The sequence below is a fragment of the Cupriavidus sp. NPDC089707 genome, from assembly GCF_044748965.1.
GTDB lineage: Bacteria > Pseudomonadota > Gammaproteobacteria > Burkholderiales > Burkholderiaceae > Cupriavidus.
This window is the reverse complement of record NZ_JBIVHB010000023.1, coordinates 1-16,721: the sequence shown is the minus strand read 5'-3', so window position 1 is coordinate 16,721 and position 16,721 is coordinate 1. Positions and strand designations below refer to the sequence as shown.

15 protein-coding genes are annotated in these 16,721 nt (G+C 66.9%); 10 read left to right on the top strand and 5 right to left on the bottom strand.

What is annotated here, in order from left to right:
• The first annotated feature begins 78 nt into the window (after window positions 1–78).
• A complete protein-coding gene (locus ACIP1U_RS26455) occupies window positions 79–1,266 on the top strand; it encodes an AraC family transcriptional regulator ligand-binding domain-containing protein (RefSeq protein ID WP_400321502.1) in 1,188 nt (395 codons plus the stop codon).
• Window positions 1,267–1,272: 6 nt separating this feature from the next.
• On the opposite strand, the gene ACIP1U_RS26450 is transcribed toward ACIP1U_RS26455, so the two are convergent.
• The 3 genes from ACIP1U_RS26450 to ACIP1U_RS26440 form a co-directional block, all read right to left on the bottom strand.
• A complete protein-coding gene (locus ACIP1U_RS26450) occupies window positions 1,273–1,479 on the bottom strand; it encodes a DUF6494 family protein (RefSeq protein ID WP_400321499.1) in 207 nt (68 codons plus the stop codon).
• A 104-nt stretch (window positions 1,480–1,583) separates the two neighbouring features.
• Window positions 1,584–2,834 carry a CaiB/BaiF CoA transferase family protein gene (locus ACIP1U_RS26445; protein ID WP_400321496.1) on the bottom strand — a complete coding sequence of 417 codons (1,251 nt, stop codon included), beginning with the start codon at window positions 2,832–2,834 and terminating at the stop codon, window positions 1,584–1,586.
• Window position 2,835: 1 nt separating this feature from the next.
• On the bottom strand, window positions 2,836–3,750 hold the full coding sequence (locus tag ACIP1U_RS26440) for an SDR family NAD(P)-dependent oxidoreductase (RefSeq protein ID WP_133094880.1): 915 nt from the start codon (window positions 3,748–3,750) through the stop codon (window positions 2,836–2,838).
• Window positions 3,751–4,053: 303 nt separating this feature from the next.
• Here ACIP1U_RS26440 and ACIP1U_RS26435 point away from each other — a divergent pair, with 303 nt between their 5' ends.
• Window positions 4,054–4,956, top strand: coding sequence for a LysR substrate-binding domain-containing protein (locus ACIP1U_RS26435; protein ID WP_400321493.1), 903 nt, complete (start codon window positions 4,054–4,056; stop codon window positions 4,954–4,956).
• A gap of 46 nt (window positions 4,957–5,002) precedes the next feature.
• On the opposite strand, the gene ACIP1U_RS26430 is transcribed toward ACIP1U_RS26435, so the two are convergent.
• Entirely contained in the window at window positions 5,003–5,512 is a 510-nt protein-coding gene (locus ACIP1U_RS26430; RefSeq protein WP_400321490.1) for a DUF2628 domain-containing protein, read from the bottom strand.
• A 152-nt stretch (window positions 5,513–5,664) separates the two neighbouring features.
• Window positions 5,665–6,138, bottom strand: a complete 474-nt coding sequence (locus ACIP1U_RS26425; protein WP_400321488.1) for an MgtC/SapB family protein — start codon at window positions 6,136–6,138, stop codon at window positions 5,665–5,667.
• A gap of 496 nt (window positions 6,139–6,634) precedes the next feature.
• On the opposite strand from ACIP1U_RS26425, the gene ACIP1U_RS26420 reads away from it, so the two are divergent.
• The 8 genes from ACIP1U_RS26420 to ACIP1U_RS26385 all read left to right on the top strand — a co-directional run.
• Window positions 6,635–7,804 (top strand): acyl-CoA dehydrogenase family protein, encoded by a 1,170-nt coding sequence (locus tag ACIP1U_RS26420; RefSeq protein WP_400321485.1) that lies wholly within the window; start codon window positions 6,635–6,637, stop codon window positions 7,802–7,804.
• Window positions 7,805–7,814: 10 nt separating this feature from the next.
• Window positions 7,815–9,014 (top strand): CaiB/BaiF CoA transferase family protein, encoded by a 1,200-nt coding sequence (locus ACIP1U_RS26415; protein ID WP_400321482.1) that lies wholly within the window; start codon window positions 7,815–7,817, stop codon window positions 9,012–9,014.
• A gap of 86 nt (window positions 9,015–9,100) precedes the next feature.
• Entirely contained in the window at window positions 9,101–10,483 is a 1,383-nt protein-coding gene (locus ACIP1U_RS26410; RefSeq protein WP_400321481.1) for an MmgE/PrpD family protein, read from the top strand.
• 10 nt (window positions 10,484–10,493) lie between these two features.
• Window positions 10,494–11,318, top strand: coding sequence for an HpcH/HpaI aldolase/citrate lyase family protein (locus ACIP1U_RS26405; RefSeq protein ID WP_400321478.1), 825 nt, complete (start codon window positions 10,494–10,496; stop codon window positions 11,316–11,318).
• A 37-nt stretch (window positions 11,319–11,355) separates the two neighbouring features.
• The gene (locus ACIP1U_RS26400) at window positions 11,356–12,222 is read left to right on the top strand and encodes a MaoC family dehydratase N-terminal domain-containing protein (RefSeq protein WP_400321475.1); all 867 of its coding nucleotides are present in this window, start codon (window positions 11,356–11,358) and stop codon (window positions 12,220–12,222) included.
• A gap of 590 nt (window positions 12,223–12,812) precedes the next feature.
• Window positions 12,813–13,034 (top strand): hypothetical protein, encoded by a 222-nt coding sequence (locus ACIP1U_RS26395; RefSeq protein ID WP_400321472.1) that lies wholly within the window; start codon window positions 12,813–12,815, stop codon window positions 13,032–13,034.
• 730 nt (window positions 13,035–13,764) lie between these two features.
• The gene (locus ACIP1U_RS26390) at window positions 13,765–14,355 is read left to right on the top strand and encodes a hypothetical protein (RefSeq protein ID WP_400321469.1); all 591 of its coding nucleotides are present in this window, start codon (window positions 13,765–13,767) and stop codon (window positions 14,353–14,355) included.
• A gap of 106 nt (window positions 14,356–14,461) precedes the next feature.
• A partial coding sequence (locus ACIP1U_RS26385; RefSeq protein ID WP_400321466.1) for a filamentous hemagglutinin N-terminal domain-containing protein occupies window positions 14,462–16,721 on the top strand: 2,260 nt, incomplete at its 3' end.

Sequence of the window (16,721 nt, the reverse complement as noted above, 5' to 3'; positions counted from 1 at the left end):
GCGGCGCAGCCGGCGCTTGATAAGGTGGCGCAAAGACCGGAAATGCCCGCGCCGGCGCGTCACGTGACGAGGAGACCCATGCACACCGTTGTCCTGCCATCGCTGCGCCCGCCAGTACCGGGCAAGCTGCACATCGCCGGCGCCCTGTCGCAGGGTCCGGTGACCGGCAGCGCCGCGCGCCTGCCCGGCGCGGCACAAGCCAAGGAAGCCATGGCAGCCGCGACTGCCCAGGCCCCGGCACGCCACACGGTCGCAATCCAGCACGTGCACCGCATCCTTCAGGGTGCGCGCCGCCTGGGCCACGACGTCGACGCCCTGCTGCGCCGCGCCGGCGTTTCTCCGGCGCTGCTGGCCTCCCCCAGCGCGCGCGTGACACAGGGGCAGTACGCGGCGCTGATCCGTACGCTGCGCCGCGTCATGCGCGACGAGCTGTGGGGGCTGCTGGACCGTCCGGTCCCGCCCGGCACGTTTGCCCAGGCGGCGCGGGCAATGATCCATTGCGCCACGCTGGAAGACGCCATCCGGGCTGCCATGCGCCTGTACAGGCTGCATTTCGATGCCTTTACACCGCGGCTGCATGTCAGCGCCGACGGCAGGATCGCCTCGATCCGGCTGCAGCGGCGCGCACCCACCTCCGCCTGCCGCAGCTTCGCGGAATCGACCTTTGTGTTCCAGGGCTATGCGCTGGTGAGCTGGCTGGTGGCGCAGCATATCCCGCTGCTTCGCGTCGACCTGGCCAATGAACGCCCGCAGGGCTGCAGCGACACCGAACGCGTGTTCAAGACCGCCGTGCACTACGGGCAGCCGTTCACGGCGCTGCATTTCGATGCCGCCTGCCTGCGGCTGCCGGTGATGCAGGACAGCGACAGCCTGCGCGCCTTCCTGCAGGAAGCGCCGCGCAACCTGCTGATCCGCTACCGCGACAGCTGCTGCCTGGCAGAACGCATCCGCCAGCACCTGCGCTCGCACCTGAACGACGAACTGCCGTCGCTCGAGCAGATGGCGCAGATGCTGCGCCTGACGCCGCAGACGCTGCGCCGCCGGCTGCGCGACGAAGGCCGCGGCTACCAGAGCATCAAGGACAGCCTGCGCCGCGATGTCGCCATCGGCATGCTGGAGCACCCCGGCATGACGCTGCAAGAAGTGGCGCTGCGCCTCGGCTTCTCGGAGCCGAGCACCTTCCATCGCGCGTTCAAGAAGTGGACCGGCGTGGCGCCGGGCGAATACCGGTTGCGGGGGATGCGCGGCGAGCTGGAGCCGGCCTGAACCGCCCTATTCAAGCTGGATCTCGCCGTCGAATTTCGCCTTGAGCTTTGCCGCCGGCAGTTCCAGGGTCATCGTCACCGGAAAGCGTCCGGTGCCGGCGATGGTGCCGTCGGCAATGGCCTGGGCGATCGCGTGCTCGATTTCCCGCTGGGAACTGACGCCGACGATCTTGAGGAACTTGCGGATGCTGAGGTTGAAGGTTTCCTCATCCATGTGCTGTCTCCGGGAGTTTGGCAGGAGTAAGGCGCGCGGCGCGCCCTGGAAACAGCCTAGGCGATGCGGGGGCCTTTGTGCAGGCGCCCCCGGAGACCTGTGCATCAGATGACGCCCTGCTCCCGCAGCGCGGCAATGCGCGCGGCGGACAAACCCAGCACATCTTCCAGCACGCGCTCGGTATGCTGCCCCAGGCGCGGTGGCGGCGCATCGTACTGCACCGGCGTTGCCGACAGCCGCAACGGGCTCTTGACCGTGGGGCAAAGGCTGCCGTCCTCGCGCACCAGGTCGACCTGCAGTTCACGGTGCCGCACCTGCGGGTCTTCCAGCACCTGGCCGTAGTCGTTGATCGGCCCGCACGGGATGCCCTGCGCTTCCAGCGCCTGGACCCAGTGGCCGGTCTCGCGGGTGCGCATGTGCGCTTCCAGCATCGGCACCAGCGTCTCGCGGTGGACGATGCGGCCGGGACCGGTGGCAAAGCGCTCGTCGGCGGCCAGGTCGGCGCGTTCGATGCCGCGGCAGTAGGCCTGCCACTGCCCGTCGTTGCCCGCCGCCACGATCATGTAGCCGTCTGCGGTGGCGAACACATGGTAGGGCACCATGTTGGCGTGCGCGTTGCCATAGCGGGGCATGGCCTTGCCGGTCACGCGCTGGGCGATGACCGGTGTGGCACCGACCGCCACCACCGCGTCGAGCAGCGCCATGTCGATATGCTGGCCCTCGCCGGTACGTTCGGCATGGCGCAGCGCGGCCAGCACTGCCACCGTGGCATACATGCCGGTCAGCATGTCGACCACCGCGACGCCGACCTTCTGCGGCCCGCCGCCGGGCAGGTCGTCGCGCTCGCCGGTGACGCTCATCAGGCCGCCGAGGCCCTGGAAGATGAAATCGTAGCCGGGCTTGTGCGCGCTCGGCCCGGTCTGGCCGTAGCCCGTGATCGAGCAATAGACGATGGCCGGATTGACCGCCTTCAGGCTTTCATAGTCAAGCCCGTAGCGCTTCAGGTCCCCGACCTTGTAGTTCTCCAGCACGATCTGCGACTTCGCCGCCAGTTCGCGCACGATCGCCTGCCCTTCCGGGCTGGCGATATCCAGCGTCACCGACTGCTTGCCGCGGTTGGCGCCGGCAAAATAGGTAGCGTCGCGCGACGGCTGGCCGTTCGCATCCGGCAGCCAGGGCGGCCCCCACGAACGGGTGTCGTCGCCGGCGCCGGGGCGCTCCACCTTGATGACCTCGGCCCCCAGGTCGGCCAGGTTCTGCGCGCACCACGGTCCCGCCAGGATGCGCGACAGATCGAGCACCCGCACGCCCTCGAGGGCGCCGCGGGTACCGGGCAGGGATTGCGCCCCCGCCATCTCAGATCGGGTCCCAGCCGATCACGTCGGGCGAGCGCTCCAGCTTGAAGAAGCTGTTGCGCATCGCCGGCATGGCGATCTCGGCCACGCTTTCCGGGGTCCAGCCTTCGCTCATGTGCACCGAGCGCACCGGGCGCGGCTGGCTCATCAGCATGATCTCGTTGGCGCGCACCGCGAAGATCTGGGCGTTGACTTCGGATGCAGCGTCGCTGGCCAGGTACACCGCCACCGGGGCGATCTTGCCGGCTTCCATCTTCTGCAGCTTGGCGACGCGGGCCTTTTCTTCCGGGGTCTCGGCCGGGATCGAGCTGGTCATGCGGCTCCACGCGAACGGCGCGATGCAGTTCGAGCGCACGTTGAAACGCTGCATGTCCAGCGCGATCGACTTCGACAGCGCGGCGATGCCCAGCTTGGCCGCCGAGTAGTTGGCCTGGCCCAGGTTGCCGATCAGGCCCGAGGTCGAGGTCATGTGCACGTAGGCACCGCTCTCCTGGTCCTTGAAGTAACTGGCAGCGGCACGGCTGACGAAGAAGGTGCCGTGCAGGTGCACGTCGATCACCGAGCGCCACTCTTCCTCGTTCATCTTGAAGAACATGCGGTCGCGCAGGTTGCCCGCGTTGTTGACCACCGCGTCGATGCGGCCGAAATTGTCCAGCGCGCACTGCACGATGGCGTTGGCGCCATTCCAGGTCGAGACGCTGTCCGTGTTGGCCACGGCCTCGCCGCCGGCGGCGCGGATTTCTTCCACCACGCGCTGCGCGGGGCCGGTGTCGCCGCCCTCGCCGGTCATCGACACGCCCAGGTCATTGACCACCACCTTGGCCCCGGCGGCGGCCATTGCCAGCGCGATGCCGCGCCCGATCCCGCCACCCGCGCCCGTCACCAGCGCAACCTTGCCTGCCATCAAACCGCTCATTGCCTTGCTCCTCTCGAATCCTCTGAAATCCTGTCGTCCGGTCACCGCTGCCGTCGGCAGGGTGATCACGGTGCGTATGGCGATACCGGCGAAACCGGGGTATGTGGCGCGATGATCGTCCGGATTCGCCATTCACATGTCGGTCCGGTCCAAATTCCGGTGCGATTATCGAAACACCGCCTGATGGGCGACGCCCGAGTGCTGTCATTCCGGATGTCATTGCCGCGTGGGATACGATAAATTGGCACCCGCGTCTTTGGAATTCACGAATCACAAAAGTGGCCTTTGGCCTGACGGAAGCCCATGCATTACGACCTGACCGATCTGCGCCTTTTCCTGAACGTCGGCGAGACGGAAAACCTGACCCGCGCCGCCGAGCGCAGCTTCCTGTCGCTGCCGGCGGCCAGCACGCGGATCAAGCAGCTGGAAGAGGCGTTCCAGACACAATTGCTGATCCGCCAGGTCAAGGGCGTGCGCCTGACCCCTGCGGGCGATGCGCTGCTGCGCCATGCGCGCGAGGTCTTCCGCGAACTGGAATGCCTGCACGCCGACCTGCGCCCCTATGCCAAGGGCGTCAAGGGGCGCGTGCGGTTGCTGGCCAACACCACCGCCACCAATTCCTTCCTCGCCAGCGGCGTGTCGCGTTTCCTGACCGAGAATCCCGACATCGATATCGAACTGGAAGAGCATCTGTCGCAGGAAATCGTGTCTGCCATCAGCGCGGGCGCGGCCGACCTTGGCATCGTGGCGGGTGAAGTCGCGACCCAGGATCTGGACGTGATGCACCTGTGCAGCGACGAGCTGATCGTGATCGCGCCGGTGAACCACCCGTTGCCGGCGTTCAAGCGGCTGCATTTCGCCGACCTGCTCGATACCTGCCGCTTTGTCGGGCTGAACCAGTTCAGCGCGATCCAGTCGTTCCTGGACCGCATCGCCAGCGGCATGGGCAAGCGCATCAGCCTGCGCATCCAGGTCGGCAGCTTCGATGCGGTCTGCCGCATGGTCGCGGCTGGCGCCGGCATCGCCATCGTGCCCAACAGCTGCGCGCGGCGCTACGCCAGCCGCAAGGTGCTGCGCTTCATCCAGCTGGAAGACGAATGGGCCAAGCGCGAATTGCGCCTGGTCCGGCGCCCCGGGCGCGAGCTGCCCCAGTTCGCCGAGACCCTGATCCAGTACCTGGTCGACGCGTCGCGCGAGCCGGTGTAAGCGCCAATTTGAGCGCCAAAACAAGCGCCAATACAAGCGCGGCGCCCTAGCCTGCGGCCAGCCCCGTGGAGTGCGCCACCAGCCCCGCCAGCGGGCGCAGCGAGACCGCCATGACCGCCAGCAGCAGCCCCATGGCGAATACGCCCGGCCAGCTGGTGCGGCCGCACCGCGCCAGCGAATCGTGGACCAGTTCCGGCGACCAGTGGTATTCGCGCAGGCGCCGGATGGTGGACTCGGCGTGCCAGCGGTACAACTGGTTGCCATACATGCCCAGCAGCAGCGCCAGCGCATACAGCAGCGGCCGGGACAGCGCCAGCGGCATGTCGACGCGCAACAGCGCGTGCAGCACCGGCTCCGTGCAGACGATCAGCGCATAGACGCCCACTTGCCAGTACATGCGCCGGTAGGCCATCCAGAACGGGCCCAACAGGCACGCCGCCCAGTTCCACGACATGCCGCCGCGCACCTCGGCCACGGCCCAGCGGCCGCTGTAGTACGCGTAGCGCGGGCCCACGAAAGCGGCCAGCGCCGCATCGTCACGGATCGATGATTTCATGCCACCCTCCCCTGCCTGCTGCCTGCTCCGTCATCGCGGAACAGTGTCCGCACAGCATAGGCCGGTGCGCGCCGTCACTGCGTGCGCTGCCGCGCATTGAAAGGAGATTGGCCCAAGCCAGGGGGAAGGCCGGCGTGCAGCCTCCCGAAGCGCTACTTCAAGCGCAGCAGGACCTGCAGGATGACCAGCGTGAAGACCGTAGCGATCACCGCCGTGGTGTCGCGGCCAAGGCCTGCCGCCACGCCGATCGCCGCCACCATCCAGATGCTGGCTGCCGTGGTCAGGCCCTCGATGTCGGCTTCGCTATTCTTATTCTGCTTGAGGATCGCACCCGCACCCAGGAAGCCGATCCCGGCGGTCAGCCCCTGCAGCACGCGGCTGATATCCGCCAGCGGCACGCCCGCCCGCAGCGGCACCAGCACGAACATCGCCGAGCCCAGCGCCACCAGCATATGGGTGCGCAGCCCGGCGGCCTTGCCCGAGGCCTCCCGCTCATAGCCGATCAGCCCGCCCAGCACCACCGCCACGGTCAGCCGCACCAGGATGCGGGTGGCTTCGGCGGCGTCGGGCACATCGCTGAACTCGGCTCGGATGGTGCTGTAAATTTCCGACCAGACTCCGTCCATCGCTCGCCTCCAGGTGCTTTGGTGCAGTCCTGAGCGTAGCACGCGCCGCAAGCCTCTGGCGCTGGCCGCACGCCGATGCGGCGGCGACTTACCGGTCCGTGCGGCGGCGTCCTACACGGCAAGCGGCACCTCCCCGACAGTCCCGCCGCGGGCGCGGCCCTATATTGAAATCACCGCGACTAGTGCAAAACAGGAGCTGCACCATGCCCTACATCCTCGCCTGGCTACTTGGTGTACCGGCCTTTGTCCTGATCCTGATCTGGCTATTCGTGCACTGACATCACCCTCTGAAACGCCCCTGGGACGCCTGGCACAGCCGGGCGTCTTGCATTGCGCAACCCGCTGGGCAACTCACTGGGCAACCCACTACGCAACCAGGTGCACAGCGCGCCGCAAGCGCTTCCGGCGGCCCTAAGCCGCTCTTTCGCAAATCCGAATTTCGGCGAGCAGGGGGGTCGGGAATAATGGCCCTATTCGATATAGACGGGGCCTCCCCATGCTTGCAGAACAGGATCCGGAACTGCTGCATCCCGAAATCCGCGAAGCCGTGCGTGACCTTTGCGCCGGCTTCGATTCGGCATACTGGCAGCGCGTGGAAGAGCAGGAAGCCTTTCCCGAGCGCTTTGTGCAGGCGCTGACCCAGGCCGGCTGGCTGTCGGCCCTGATTCCCGAGACCTATGGCGGCTCGGGCCTGTCGCTGACCGCAGCCTCGGTCATCATGGAAGAGATCAACCGCAGCGGCGGCAATTCCGGCGCCTGCCACGGCCAGATGTACGTGATGGGCTGCCTGCTGCGCCATGGCTCCGAGGCGCAGAAGCGGCGCTGGCTGCCCGGCATCGCCTCGGGCGAGCTGCGCATGCAGTCGATGGCCGTCACCGAGCCCACCACCGGCACTGACACCACCAAGCTCAAGACCACTGCGGTGCGCCAGGGCGACAAGTACATCGTCAATGGGCAGAAGGTGTGGATTTCGCGCGTGCAGCATTCCGACCTGATGCTGCTGCTGGCGCGCACCACGCCGCTGGACCAGGTCAAGCGCAAGTCCGAAGGGCTGTCGGTGTTCGTGGTCGACCTGCGCGATGCCATCGGCAAGGGCCTGACGGTCAAGCCGATCCGCAACATGGTCAACCACGAGACCAACGAGCTGTTCTTCGATAACCTGGAAGTGCCGGCCGAGAACCTGATCGGCGAGGAAGGCAAGGGCCTGAAATACATCCTCGACGGGCTCAACGCCGAGCGCATCCTGATCGCCGCCGAGTGCGTCGGCGACGGCTACTGGTTTGTCGAGCGCGCCAGCAACTATGCGCGCGACCGCGTCGTGTTCGACCGCCCGATCGGCCAGAACCAGGCCGTGCAGTTCCCGATCGCGCGCTCGTACATCAACGTCGAGGCCGCCAGCATGATGCGCTACAAGGCGGCACGGCTGTTCGACGCCGGCAGGCCGTGCGGCAAGGAAGCCAATATCGCCAAGCTGCTGGCCGCCGATGCTTCATGGGAAGCGGCCAATGTCTGCCTGCAGACGCACGGCGGCTTCGGCTTTGCCGCCGAATACGACATCGAGCGCAAGTTCCGCGAAACGCGCCTGTACCAGGTCGCGCCGATCTCCACCAACCTGATCTTGTCCTACGTGGCCGAGCACGTGCTCGAACTGCCGCGTTCGTTCTGAGGCTTTTTGCATGTTCCCTGGCAACTCCAAGGGCATCCGCCCGCTCGACGGCATCCGCGTGGTTTCGCTGGAGCACGCGGTTGCGGCCCCCTTCGCCACTCGCCAGCTTGCCGACCTTGGTGCCCGCGTCATCAAGATCGAGCGTCCCGGCGTGGGCGACTTCGCGCGCGGCTATGACCAGTCGGTGCACGGCCAGGCCTCGTACTTTGTGTGGCTCAACCGGGGCAAGGAAAGCCTGACCCTGGATCTGAAGGATCAAGAGGCGCAGACCATCCTGCACCGGCTGCTGGCTGATGCCGATGTGCTGGTGCAGAACCTCGCCCCCGGCGCGGCCGCGCGCATGGGCCTGGACTTCGACAGCCTGCACGGCAAGTACGACAAGCTCATCGTCTGCGACATCTCGGGCTATGGCGACTCCGGTCCCTATCGCGACAAGAAGGCCTACGACCTGCTGATCCAGGCCGCCGCCGGCCTGGTGGGCCTTACCGGCGGCCCGAACGAGCCGTCGCGCGCCGGCGTTTCGATCGCCGACATCTCGGCCGGCATGTACGCCTACAGCGGCATCCTTTCGGCGCTGCTGCAGCGTGGCCGCACCGGCAAGGGCCTGCGCGTGCAGGTGACCATGCTCGAGGCGATGGCCGAGTGGATGAACCAGGTCCTCTACTTCGGCCACTACGGTGGCAAGCCGCCGGCGCGCTTCGGTGCTTCGCATCCGACCATCGCACCGTATGGCGTGCATCGCACCGGCAATGGCAGCGTGATCTTCAGCGTGCAGAACGAACGCGAGTTCGCCAATTTCTGCGAGATCGTGCTCGGCAACCGGGAACTGGCGCAGGACGAACGCTTCTCCAGCAATACGGCCCGCGTGCGCAATCGCCCCGAACTCACCGCCATCATCGAAGCGCGCTTCGCGTCGATGACGGTGGCGCAGGCCGAGGCACTGCTGGACGAGGCGCAGATCGCCAATGCCCCGATGAACGATATCGAGGGCGTATGGAACCATCCGCAGTTGCAGGCACGCCAGCGCTGGCGCGAAGTGGCCACCCCGGGCGGTCCTATCGGCGCGCTGCTGCCGCCCGCCAACCTGTCGGGCGTGGAGCCTGTCATGGGCGACGTACCGGCGCTGGGCGCGCACAGCCGGCAGATCCTGGCGGAGCTCGGCTACGCCGACGGCGACATCACCGCGCTGGCCGACAAGCAGACCATCTGAAATCTGAACACACGACGCCCGGCCATCTCGCACAGAGCGCCGGGCTTTTTCCATTCAACAAAACCCATTTCCACATCGGAGCCTGCATGAGCCAAGCCGCAGACACCAACTACCCGACCCGCCAGCTGTGCCAGTTCCTGGCCGACTTCAAGCTCGCCGACGTGCCCGCGCCGGTGATCGAGCGCACCAAGGACCTGTTCCTCGACTGGATCGCCTCGGCCATCGCCGGCAAGGACGCCCCGGCCGTGCGCCGCCTGCAGGAATTCGCAGCCGCCATGGGCCCGGGTCAGGGCGACGCCGAAGTGCTGGTCGACCGCCGCCGCACCTCGCCCTACTTCGCCGCGCTGATCAACGGCGCTTCGTCGCACGTGGTCGAGCAGGACGACGTGCACAACGGCTCGGTGCTGCACCCGGCCGCAGTGGTGTTCCCGGCCGTGGTGGCCGCGGCGCAGGCCGAAGGCAAGACCGGCGCCGAGGTGCTGCTGGCGTCGATCGCCGGCTATGAGGCAGGCATCCGCATCGGCGAGTTCATGGGCCGCTCGCACTACACCGTGTTCCACACCACCGGCACCGTCGGCACGCTCGCCGCCGCGGCCGCCGTCGCCAAGCTCTACAACCTGGATGCCGAAGGCATCAACCAGGCGCTGGGCTCGGCCGGCACGCAGGCCGCCGGCCTGTGGGAGTTCCTGCGCGACGCCGCCGACTCCAAGCAGCTGCATACCGCCAAGGCCGCGGCCGACGGCCTGCAATCGGCCTGGCTGGCGCGCGCGGGCTTTACCGGTGCAAAGCAAATTCTCGAAGGCAAGCAAGGCATGGCCGCCGGCATGTCGAGCGACGCCAATCCCGCCGCGCTGACCGACGGCCTGGGCACCCGCTGGGCCACCGCCGAGACTTCGTTCAAGTTCTTCGCCTCGTGCCGCCACACGCACCCGGCCGCCGACGCGCTCAAGGTGCTGATGCAGCGCGAAGGCATCAGCGCGGACCAGATCGCCAGCGTCACCACCCATGTGCACCAGGGCGCGATCGACGTGCTCGGCCCGGTGGTCAACCCGGCCACCATCCACCAGGCCAAATTCTCGATGGGCACGGTGCTGGGCCTGGTCGCCGTGCATGGCCACGCCGGCCTGGCCGAGTTCGAGCAGCACGCGCTGCCCGACCCCAAGGTCGTCGACTTCCGCGGCAAGGTCACGATGGAGCTCGACCAGGAGATCAACGCCGCCTACCCGCGCCAGTGGATCGGCCGGGTCACGGTGAAGACCATTGACGGCCGCACGCTGGCCGCGCGCGTGGACGTGCCCAAGGGCGACCCGGACAACACCTTGTCGCGCCCCGAACTGGAAGCCAAGGCGCTGCAGCTGGGCGCATTCCGCAACGGTGCCAGCGAGGCCGAGATGCGCGCCATCATCGCGCGCGTGTGGGCACTGGAGCAGGCGCCCAACGTCAACGACTGGCTGCCCGCCGCACGCTGAGGACCGCTGCATGACCACTGCTGTCACTTACCTGTTTGTCCCCGGCGACCGGCCGGAGCGTTTCGACAAGGCCGCCGCCGCTGGCCCCGACGTGATGATCCTCGACCTCGAGGACGCCGTGCACCCCGACGCCAAGCCCGCGGCGCGCGACGCCATCGGCGCCTGGCTGGCGGGCAAACCCGCCGCGCGCGCCATGGTCCGCATCAACGACAGCGCCTCGCCCGCGTTTGCCGCCGACCTGGCCTGGCTGCGCTCGCTGCCGGCCGGCACAGCGCTGGCCGGGCTGATGGTGCCCAAGGCCGAAGACGCCGCCGCGCTGGCGCAGATCGCGCAGGCGTTGCACGCCATCAATCCGCGGGGCGAGCTGGTCGCCATCATCGAAACGGCGATCGGCCTGCACCAGGTCGACACGGTGGCCACGGCCAGCGGTGTCGCGCGGCTGGCGTTCGGCTCGCTCGACTATGCGGTCGACCTGGGCTGCAGCCACACCCGCGACGCGCTGGCGTTTGCCCGCGCCCGCATCGTGCTGGCTTCACGCGTGGCCGGGCTGCCGCCGCCGGTAGACGGCGTCACTACCGCGCTGAAGGATGAAGCCGTGCTGGCCAGCGACGTCGCCTACGCGCGCGAACTCGGCTTTGCCGGCAAGCTGTGCATCCATCCGGCGCAGCTTGACGCGGTGCGTGCCGGCTTCCTGCCCAGCGAGGAACAGCTAGACTGGGCCCGCCGCGTGCTCGAAGCCACCGCCAGTGGCAGCCATGCCGTGCAGGTCGACGGCAAGATGGTCGACCGGCCCGTGATCGAGCAGGCGAAACGACTGCTCGCGCTGGCGCAATAGCCCCCGCCTTTCCTGTCTAACCCGAATCCGCAAGCCCATGACTGACGCCACTTCCGAACTCGAACGCCTGCGCGGCTGGATCGGCCGCAGCGAATCGCGCACCGAAACGCTGTCGCCCGAACCGGTGATCGGCCTGGCCGCCACCTTCGACCTCGACCCCGAGGCCATCGCCGCGGGCCCGTTGCCGCCGCTGTGGCACTGGCTGTATTTCCTGCCTCGCGCCCAGCAGCGCGACATCGGCCGCGACGGCCACCCGCACCTCGGCGGCTTCATGCCGCCGGTGCCGCTGCCGCGCCGCATGTGGGCCGGCAGCGAGCTGACCTTCAGCCATCCGCTGCATATCGGCGACACCGTCACGCGCACCTCCACCATCGCCGACGTGCAGTACAAGACCGGCCGCAGCGGCGAACTGTGGTTCGTTGCGGTCGACCATGAACTGACGGTGAACGGCAAGACCGCGATCAACGAGCGCCACGACATCGTCTACCGCGCCATGCCGGACCCGTCCAAGCCGCAGCCGCCGCGCCCGCGCCTGGAACACACCGCGCAATGGCAGCGCACGCTGCAGGCCGATCCGGTCATGCTGTTCCGCTATTCGGCGCTGACCTTCAACGGCCACCGCATCCACTACGACCGCAGCTATACGCGCGACGTCGAAGGCTATCCGGGCCTGGTGGTGCACGGCCCGATGCAGGCCATGCTGATGCTGGACCTGGTGGCACGCGAAGCCCCGCAGGCGCGCGTCAGGCGCTTCGGCTTCCGCGGCCTGGCGCCGCTGTTTGATCAGGACACCATCACCGTTGGCGCGGCGCCGGATGCCGCGCAACCTGGACGGCTGCTGCTGTGGACGGGTGATGATGCCGGCGGGCAGGCGATGCAGGGGTGGGCGGAGATAGAAGGGTAATGGCGAGGGCCGCAGGCTGATGCTTCAGGCGCTGATTCTCTGAGCATCGATGGCGCCTGCCATCTCATGGAATCAGCGCCCAACCTCGATTGGTTACCCGACCATTGCGTCCTCAATTCCCTCTGCGACTTGTTCTACCCTGTCGGCCAGCAATCCAAGGGAGGTCCGGCAGAGCTCTCGCAAGGCATCCAGTGTAGTCGCCTGCAAGGCTACGCTTCCTTCTTCCTGTGCGTCGCAATCGCTATGTGTCGCCAATGTCAGTACGCAGGCCGCGCCTCGCACAATCGCATCGGCTTGATCCAGCAGATTCAATAACAAGAGTTGCCGTGGGACAGGTAGCGCGTCCTCACACGCTGCACGTCGGGTTTCGGGACTGAAACGCGAAAGCGAATCATCTAGTCGAGGCGGGATGAAGGCGTCGGGTTCGATGTTGGACTGGTGCATTGTTGACCTCCGTAAGATAGAAAAAGAGGTAGCGCTAACCAGGTTCTCACTCCCGGCTCCTGCTGTGTCAGGAGCCCAGCCAGTCTAGAGCCGCTTGCCGTTCACAATCAAGGCGCAGATTGTGAAGGATCGGCGACAGCGATCTCGTGTTTCCAGGCAAGGGAGGCAAGCCCTTCACCAATCAGCAGGTGCTCGCGCACTTGATTGCCATGAGCCATGCGCGCGGCACGGTGACGGTGCACGGCTTTCGTTCCTGCCTGCGTCAATTTCTGGCCGAGCACATCAAGGCCGAGTACATGGTTGCCGAACTGTGCCTCGCCCATGACGAACGCAGTGCGACGCAGCGCAGCTACGACCGGGGCGACTAGCTGCGCGAGCGGCGCGGCCTGATGGCAGCGTGGGATGCCTTCTGCGTGGGCCGCGTGTCGCTCGACACCACCGGCGCCGTGGTGCTGCCGCTGCGGCATGCGGTGGCCGCCTGAGACGCGACCCAGCCGATGAGACCCGCCCGCGTGGCGGGTTTTTTATTACCGCCAAAGCGGCGCAGTAAATGGCTGTAAGGCGGCGCATAATGCCTCGAGCGAGGTCACGCGGGAGAGGCACATGATTGACGAGGCCATTGCCAGGCGCCAGCCCGACTACAGCGTTGATGACGCTGCCTCGCGGTTGGCAGGCATTTATCCAGGTGAAGCTGGAATTCGGTGAAGTCAACCTCGAATACTGGGACGTGCTGAACTACCTGTACGAGCGCCCGGCGCACTAATGTCCTGATCGGGCCGCAGGCCCGGTCGGCTTCCCGATTCAGTTCCTCCTTCCATATTCCCGATAGCGTTGGCTTTCGCTATCGCGGCCTCGCTTGTGCCCAAGTTTCTCCACATTTGCAAATAAATGAAAACGCCGAATCATTTTCGGATTTTTCCTATTGTTTCCGTAGTTGTGCGTCCCTAGTCTCCCCTCTGACATTGCTGCTCGCGGTGTCACCCCCGTACGCGGGTCGGCATCCGACCCGCCTTTGCTCCCCCGAATCGCTTATTCAGGCGATTCGGGTTTTTTCGTCACGCGGGGGTAACGATCCCCAATGAACCAGAGGCAAGAAGAATGAATAAGCTCGCAGTTCTGGCAAGTGTCGTTTCCACAGCAGTGCTGCTCACCGCTTGCGGCGGTGGCGGCGATGACAACAACGGCTCCAGCACGCCACAAGGCAACGCCGGAGCGAACGGGGGCGCCTCGACACCGGCTCCCGCGCCAGCACCGGCTGCCTTCGCGTGCCCGGACACCTATCGCAAACTGACACTAGCGAACAGCTCAGTGCCCAATGCCTCGATGTCGATTGTCACGGACGACAACGTCGCCAAGTTGACCGTCAAGACGCCGGCAAGCGGGCTCACGAACGTAACCATCTGCCTGGGCAAGCCGAATCCGGTACCCGCCGGGGTCAGCGCCGATCATGTCTACGAACTGAAGACCGATGGCGCATACGCGAGCCTCATCAATCCGCAGCTCACGCTGACTTTCACCACGGCAAGCACCTTGACCGTGGCACCGACGATTGAAACCGCTCAAAGCACCGCCAATGGCGTGACCTATGCCGCCGCGCCTGGCAGCAGCGGCACGGTCAACGGCACCAATGTGACGGTGACCGCCTCGGCCCCCGCTGCCGGTGTCTACGTCGTGCGCCTGCCGCACTGACCGCAGCCGTACGGAACGGCCCCTCGCGTCGCCAGGAGCTTGGGGCTATCTGCGTTTCCGGCGCATTCTGCCGCCGGCTGTCAGCTGATTGTCCAGTCGTCGATCCATGAACAAGAATCTCTATCGTATCGTCCTCAATTCCACGCGCGGGATGCTGGTCCCCGTGCAAGAGAGTGCCAATGGCTGCGGCAAAGGATGGCTTGGCAGCAGCGGCATTCCGGCGGCGAGAACGATAGTGACGCGCTTCGCTGTACCCGCGCTGACGCTGGGTACCTGGATAGCACTGGGCGTGCCGATGGTGAGCACCGCGCAAGTGGTGGCCGACCCCAACGCGGGCGCCAAGCGTCCGACCGTGGTGCAGACGGCGAACGGCATCCAGCAAGTGAACATCACCAGGCCATCCGCCGCCGGGGTGTCCACCAACGGCTATACGCAATTCGATGTACCGAAGGCTGGCGTGATCCTGAACAACTCGCCGGTCGTCACAAACACCCAGCAGGCGGGGTATGTGAACGGCAATCCGAACCTGCTGCCTGGCGGCTCGGCCCGGATCATCGTCAACCAGGTCAACAGTCCGACCGCGAGCCCGAGCCAGTTGCGCGGCTACATCGAGGTGGCAGGCTCCGGCGCCGAGGTCGTTGTGGCCAATCCCAATGGATTGCTGGTGGATGGACTTGGCTTCATCAATGCCACCCGCGCCACCCTCACCACGGGGTTCCCGGTCTTCGGCGGCAGCGGCAGCCTCGACGCCTACCGCGTGACCGGGGGCCAGATCATCGTGCAGGGCGATGGCCTGAATGCGGCGAATGTGGACCAAGTGGACCTGATCGCGCGCGCGGTGCAGGCCAATGCGGCGCTCTACGCGAACCAGTTGAACGTGGTCGCAGGTGCCAACCAGGTGGACCGACAAACCTTGGCGGCGACCCCAATTGCAGGGGCGGGCCCGGCGCCCGCACTCGGGATTGACGTCGGTCAGCTGGGCGGGATGTATGCGAACAAGATCATTCTCGCCTCGACCGAGAACGGCGTCGGCGTGTCCTTGCGCGGCGTCCAGGCGGCCCAGGCCGGCGACCTGACGTTGACGGCGCAGGGCAAGCTGGTGCTAGCAGGCCAGGCCAATGCCAGCGGCAACATCGTCGCTTACGCGCGCGATGGCATCGACAACATTGGCACCACCTACGCCAAAGGCGCCGCCTCGATCAACACCGACGGCACGCTGACCAACAGCGGCACGCTGGCCGCGCAGCAATGGGTCAATGCCTACGGCGGCACCGTCAACTCGACCGGCACGCTGGCGGCAGGTGTGAATGCCGATGGCACGCCGGCCGCGCCTGCCGACCTGGCAGTCATGGCGACCAACGGCGCCGTGTCAGCCACCGGCCGCAACGTCGCCAGCGGCAATGCCTCGATCCAGGGCACCAGCGCGAACCTGGCCGGCAGCCAGACCTCGGCAGGCGGCAACCTGAACCTCGGTGCCAGCACCGGTAATCTGGACCTGACCGGTGCCACTACCAGCGCGGGCGCTGGGCTGGTTGCCGCCGCTGCAGGCGCGATGATCAACGACCGGGGCCAGCTCTCCAGCGCGGGCGCCACGAGCCTCACCGCCGGCAACCTGTCGAACCAGGCCGGCCAAATCACCTCGCAAGGCGCCACCACGATCCAGACGACGGGCGCCATCAACAACGCGCAAGGGATTGTGCAGGCCGGCGGCGCCGTGCACGCCAGTGGCGCGTCGCTGGACAACACCGCCGGCCGTATCACCTCGCTGAACGGTGACGGCCTGTCGATCCAGACGGCTGGCGCGCTTGTCAATGCCGCCGGAACCACCGCCAGCGGTGCCCAGGGCGGCGTCATTGGCGGCAACGGCAACGTGCGGCTCGCTGCCGGGGTCATGACCAACAGCGGCCAGGTCAGCGCAGCGGGCGATGCAAGCATCAATGCCGCATCGCTCAACAATGACACCGGCAGCCTGACGGCGGGCGGCACGCTTGCCACGACGGTCGCCGGCGCCATCAGCAACCGCCAGGGCATGGTATCGGCGGCCAACACCAGTATTGCAGCGCAGTCGCTGGACAATACCGCCGGCAGTGTCGAAGGCGACCAGCTTGCGATCCGCACCACCGGCGACCTGATCAACCGGGGCGGTGCCATCCGTCAATATGGCGAGACGGACGCGACGATTGCCGCAGGCGGCGCGCTGGACAACACCGGTGGCGAGGTCATGGCGAACGGCCAGAACCTGACCGTGCAGGCCGGCACGCTGGTCAACGGCAACGGCAGTATCTCCCACGCCGGCACGGGCACGCTGGCCGCCACCAGCCAGGGCGCAGCCAGCAACGCCAGTGGCACGATCCAGACCAATGGCG

Bases quoted from the DNA above. Each gene is read 5' to 3' on its own strand.
- ACIP1U_RS26455 (WP_400321502.1), top strand. From the start codon at position 79: ATGCACACCGTTGTCCTGCCATCGCTGCGCCCGCCAGTACCGGGCAAG.
- ACIP1U_RS26450 (WP_400321499.1), bottom strand. From the start codon at position 1,479: ATGGATGAGGAAACCTTCAACCTCAGCATCCGCAAGTTCCTCAAGATC.
- ACIP1U_RS26445 (WP_400321496.1), bottom strand. From the start codon at position 2,834: ATGGCGGGGGCGCAATCCCTGCCCGGTACCCGCGGCGCCCTCGAGGGC.
- ACIP1U_RS26440 (WP_133094880.1), bottom strand. From the start codon at position 3,750: ATGAGCGGTTTGATGGCAGGCAAGGTTGCGCTGGTGACGGGCGCGGGT.
- ACIP1U_RS26435 (WP_400321493.1), top strand. From the start codon at position 4,054: ATGCATTACGACCTGACCGATCTGCGCCTTTTCCTGAACGTCGGCGAG.
- ACIP1U_RS26430 (WP_400321490.1), bottom strand. From the start codon at position 5,512: ATGAAATCATCGATCCGTGACGATGCGGCGCTGGCCGCTTTCGTGGGC.
- ACIP1U_RS26425 (WP_400321488.1), bottom strand. From the start codon at position 6,138: ATGGACGGAGTCTGGTCGGAAATTTACAGCACCATCCGAGCCGAGTTC.
- ACIP1U_RS26420 (WP_400321485.1), top strand. From the start codon at position 6,635: ATGCTTGCAGAACAGGATCCGGAACTGCTGCATCCCGAAATCCGCGAA.
- ACIP1U_RS26415 (WP_400321482.1), top strand. From the start codon at position 7,815: ATGTTCCCTGGCAACTCCAAGGGCATCCGCCCGCTCGACGGCATCCGC.
- ACIP1U_RS26410 (WP_400321481.1), top strand. From the start codon at position 9,101: ATGAGCCAAGCCGCAGACACCAACTACCCGACCCGCCAGCTGTGCCAG.
- ACIP1U_RS26405 (WP_400321478.1), top strand. From the start codon at position 10,494: ATGACCACTGCTGTCACTTACCTGTTTGTCCCCGGCGACCGGCCGGAG.
- ACIP1U_RS26400 (WP_400321475.1), top strand. From the start codon at position 11,356: ATGACTGACGCCACTTCCGAACTCGAACGCCTGCGCGGCTGGATCGGC.
- ACIP1U_RS26390 (WP_400321469.1), top strand. From the start codon at position 13,765: ATGAATAAGCTCGCAGTTCTGGCAAGTGTCGTTTCCACAGCAGTGCTG.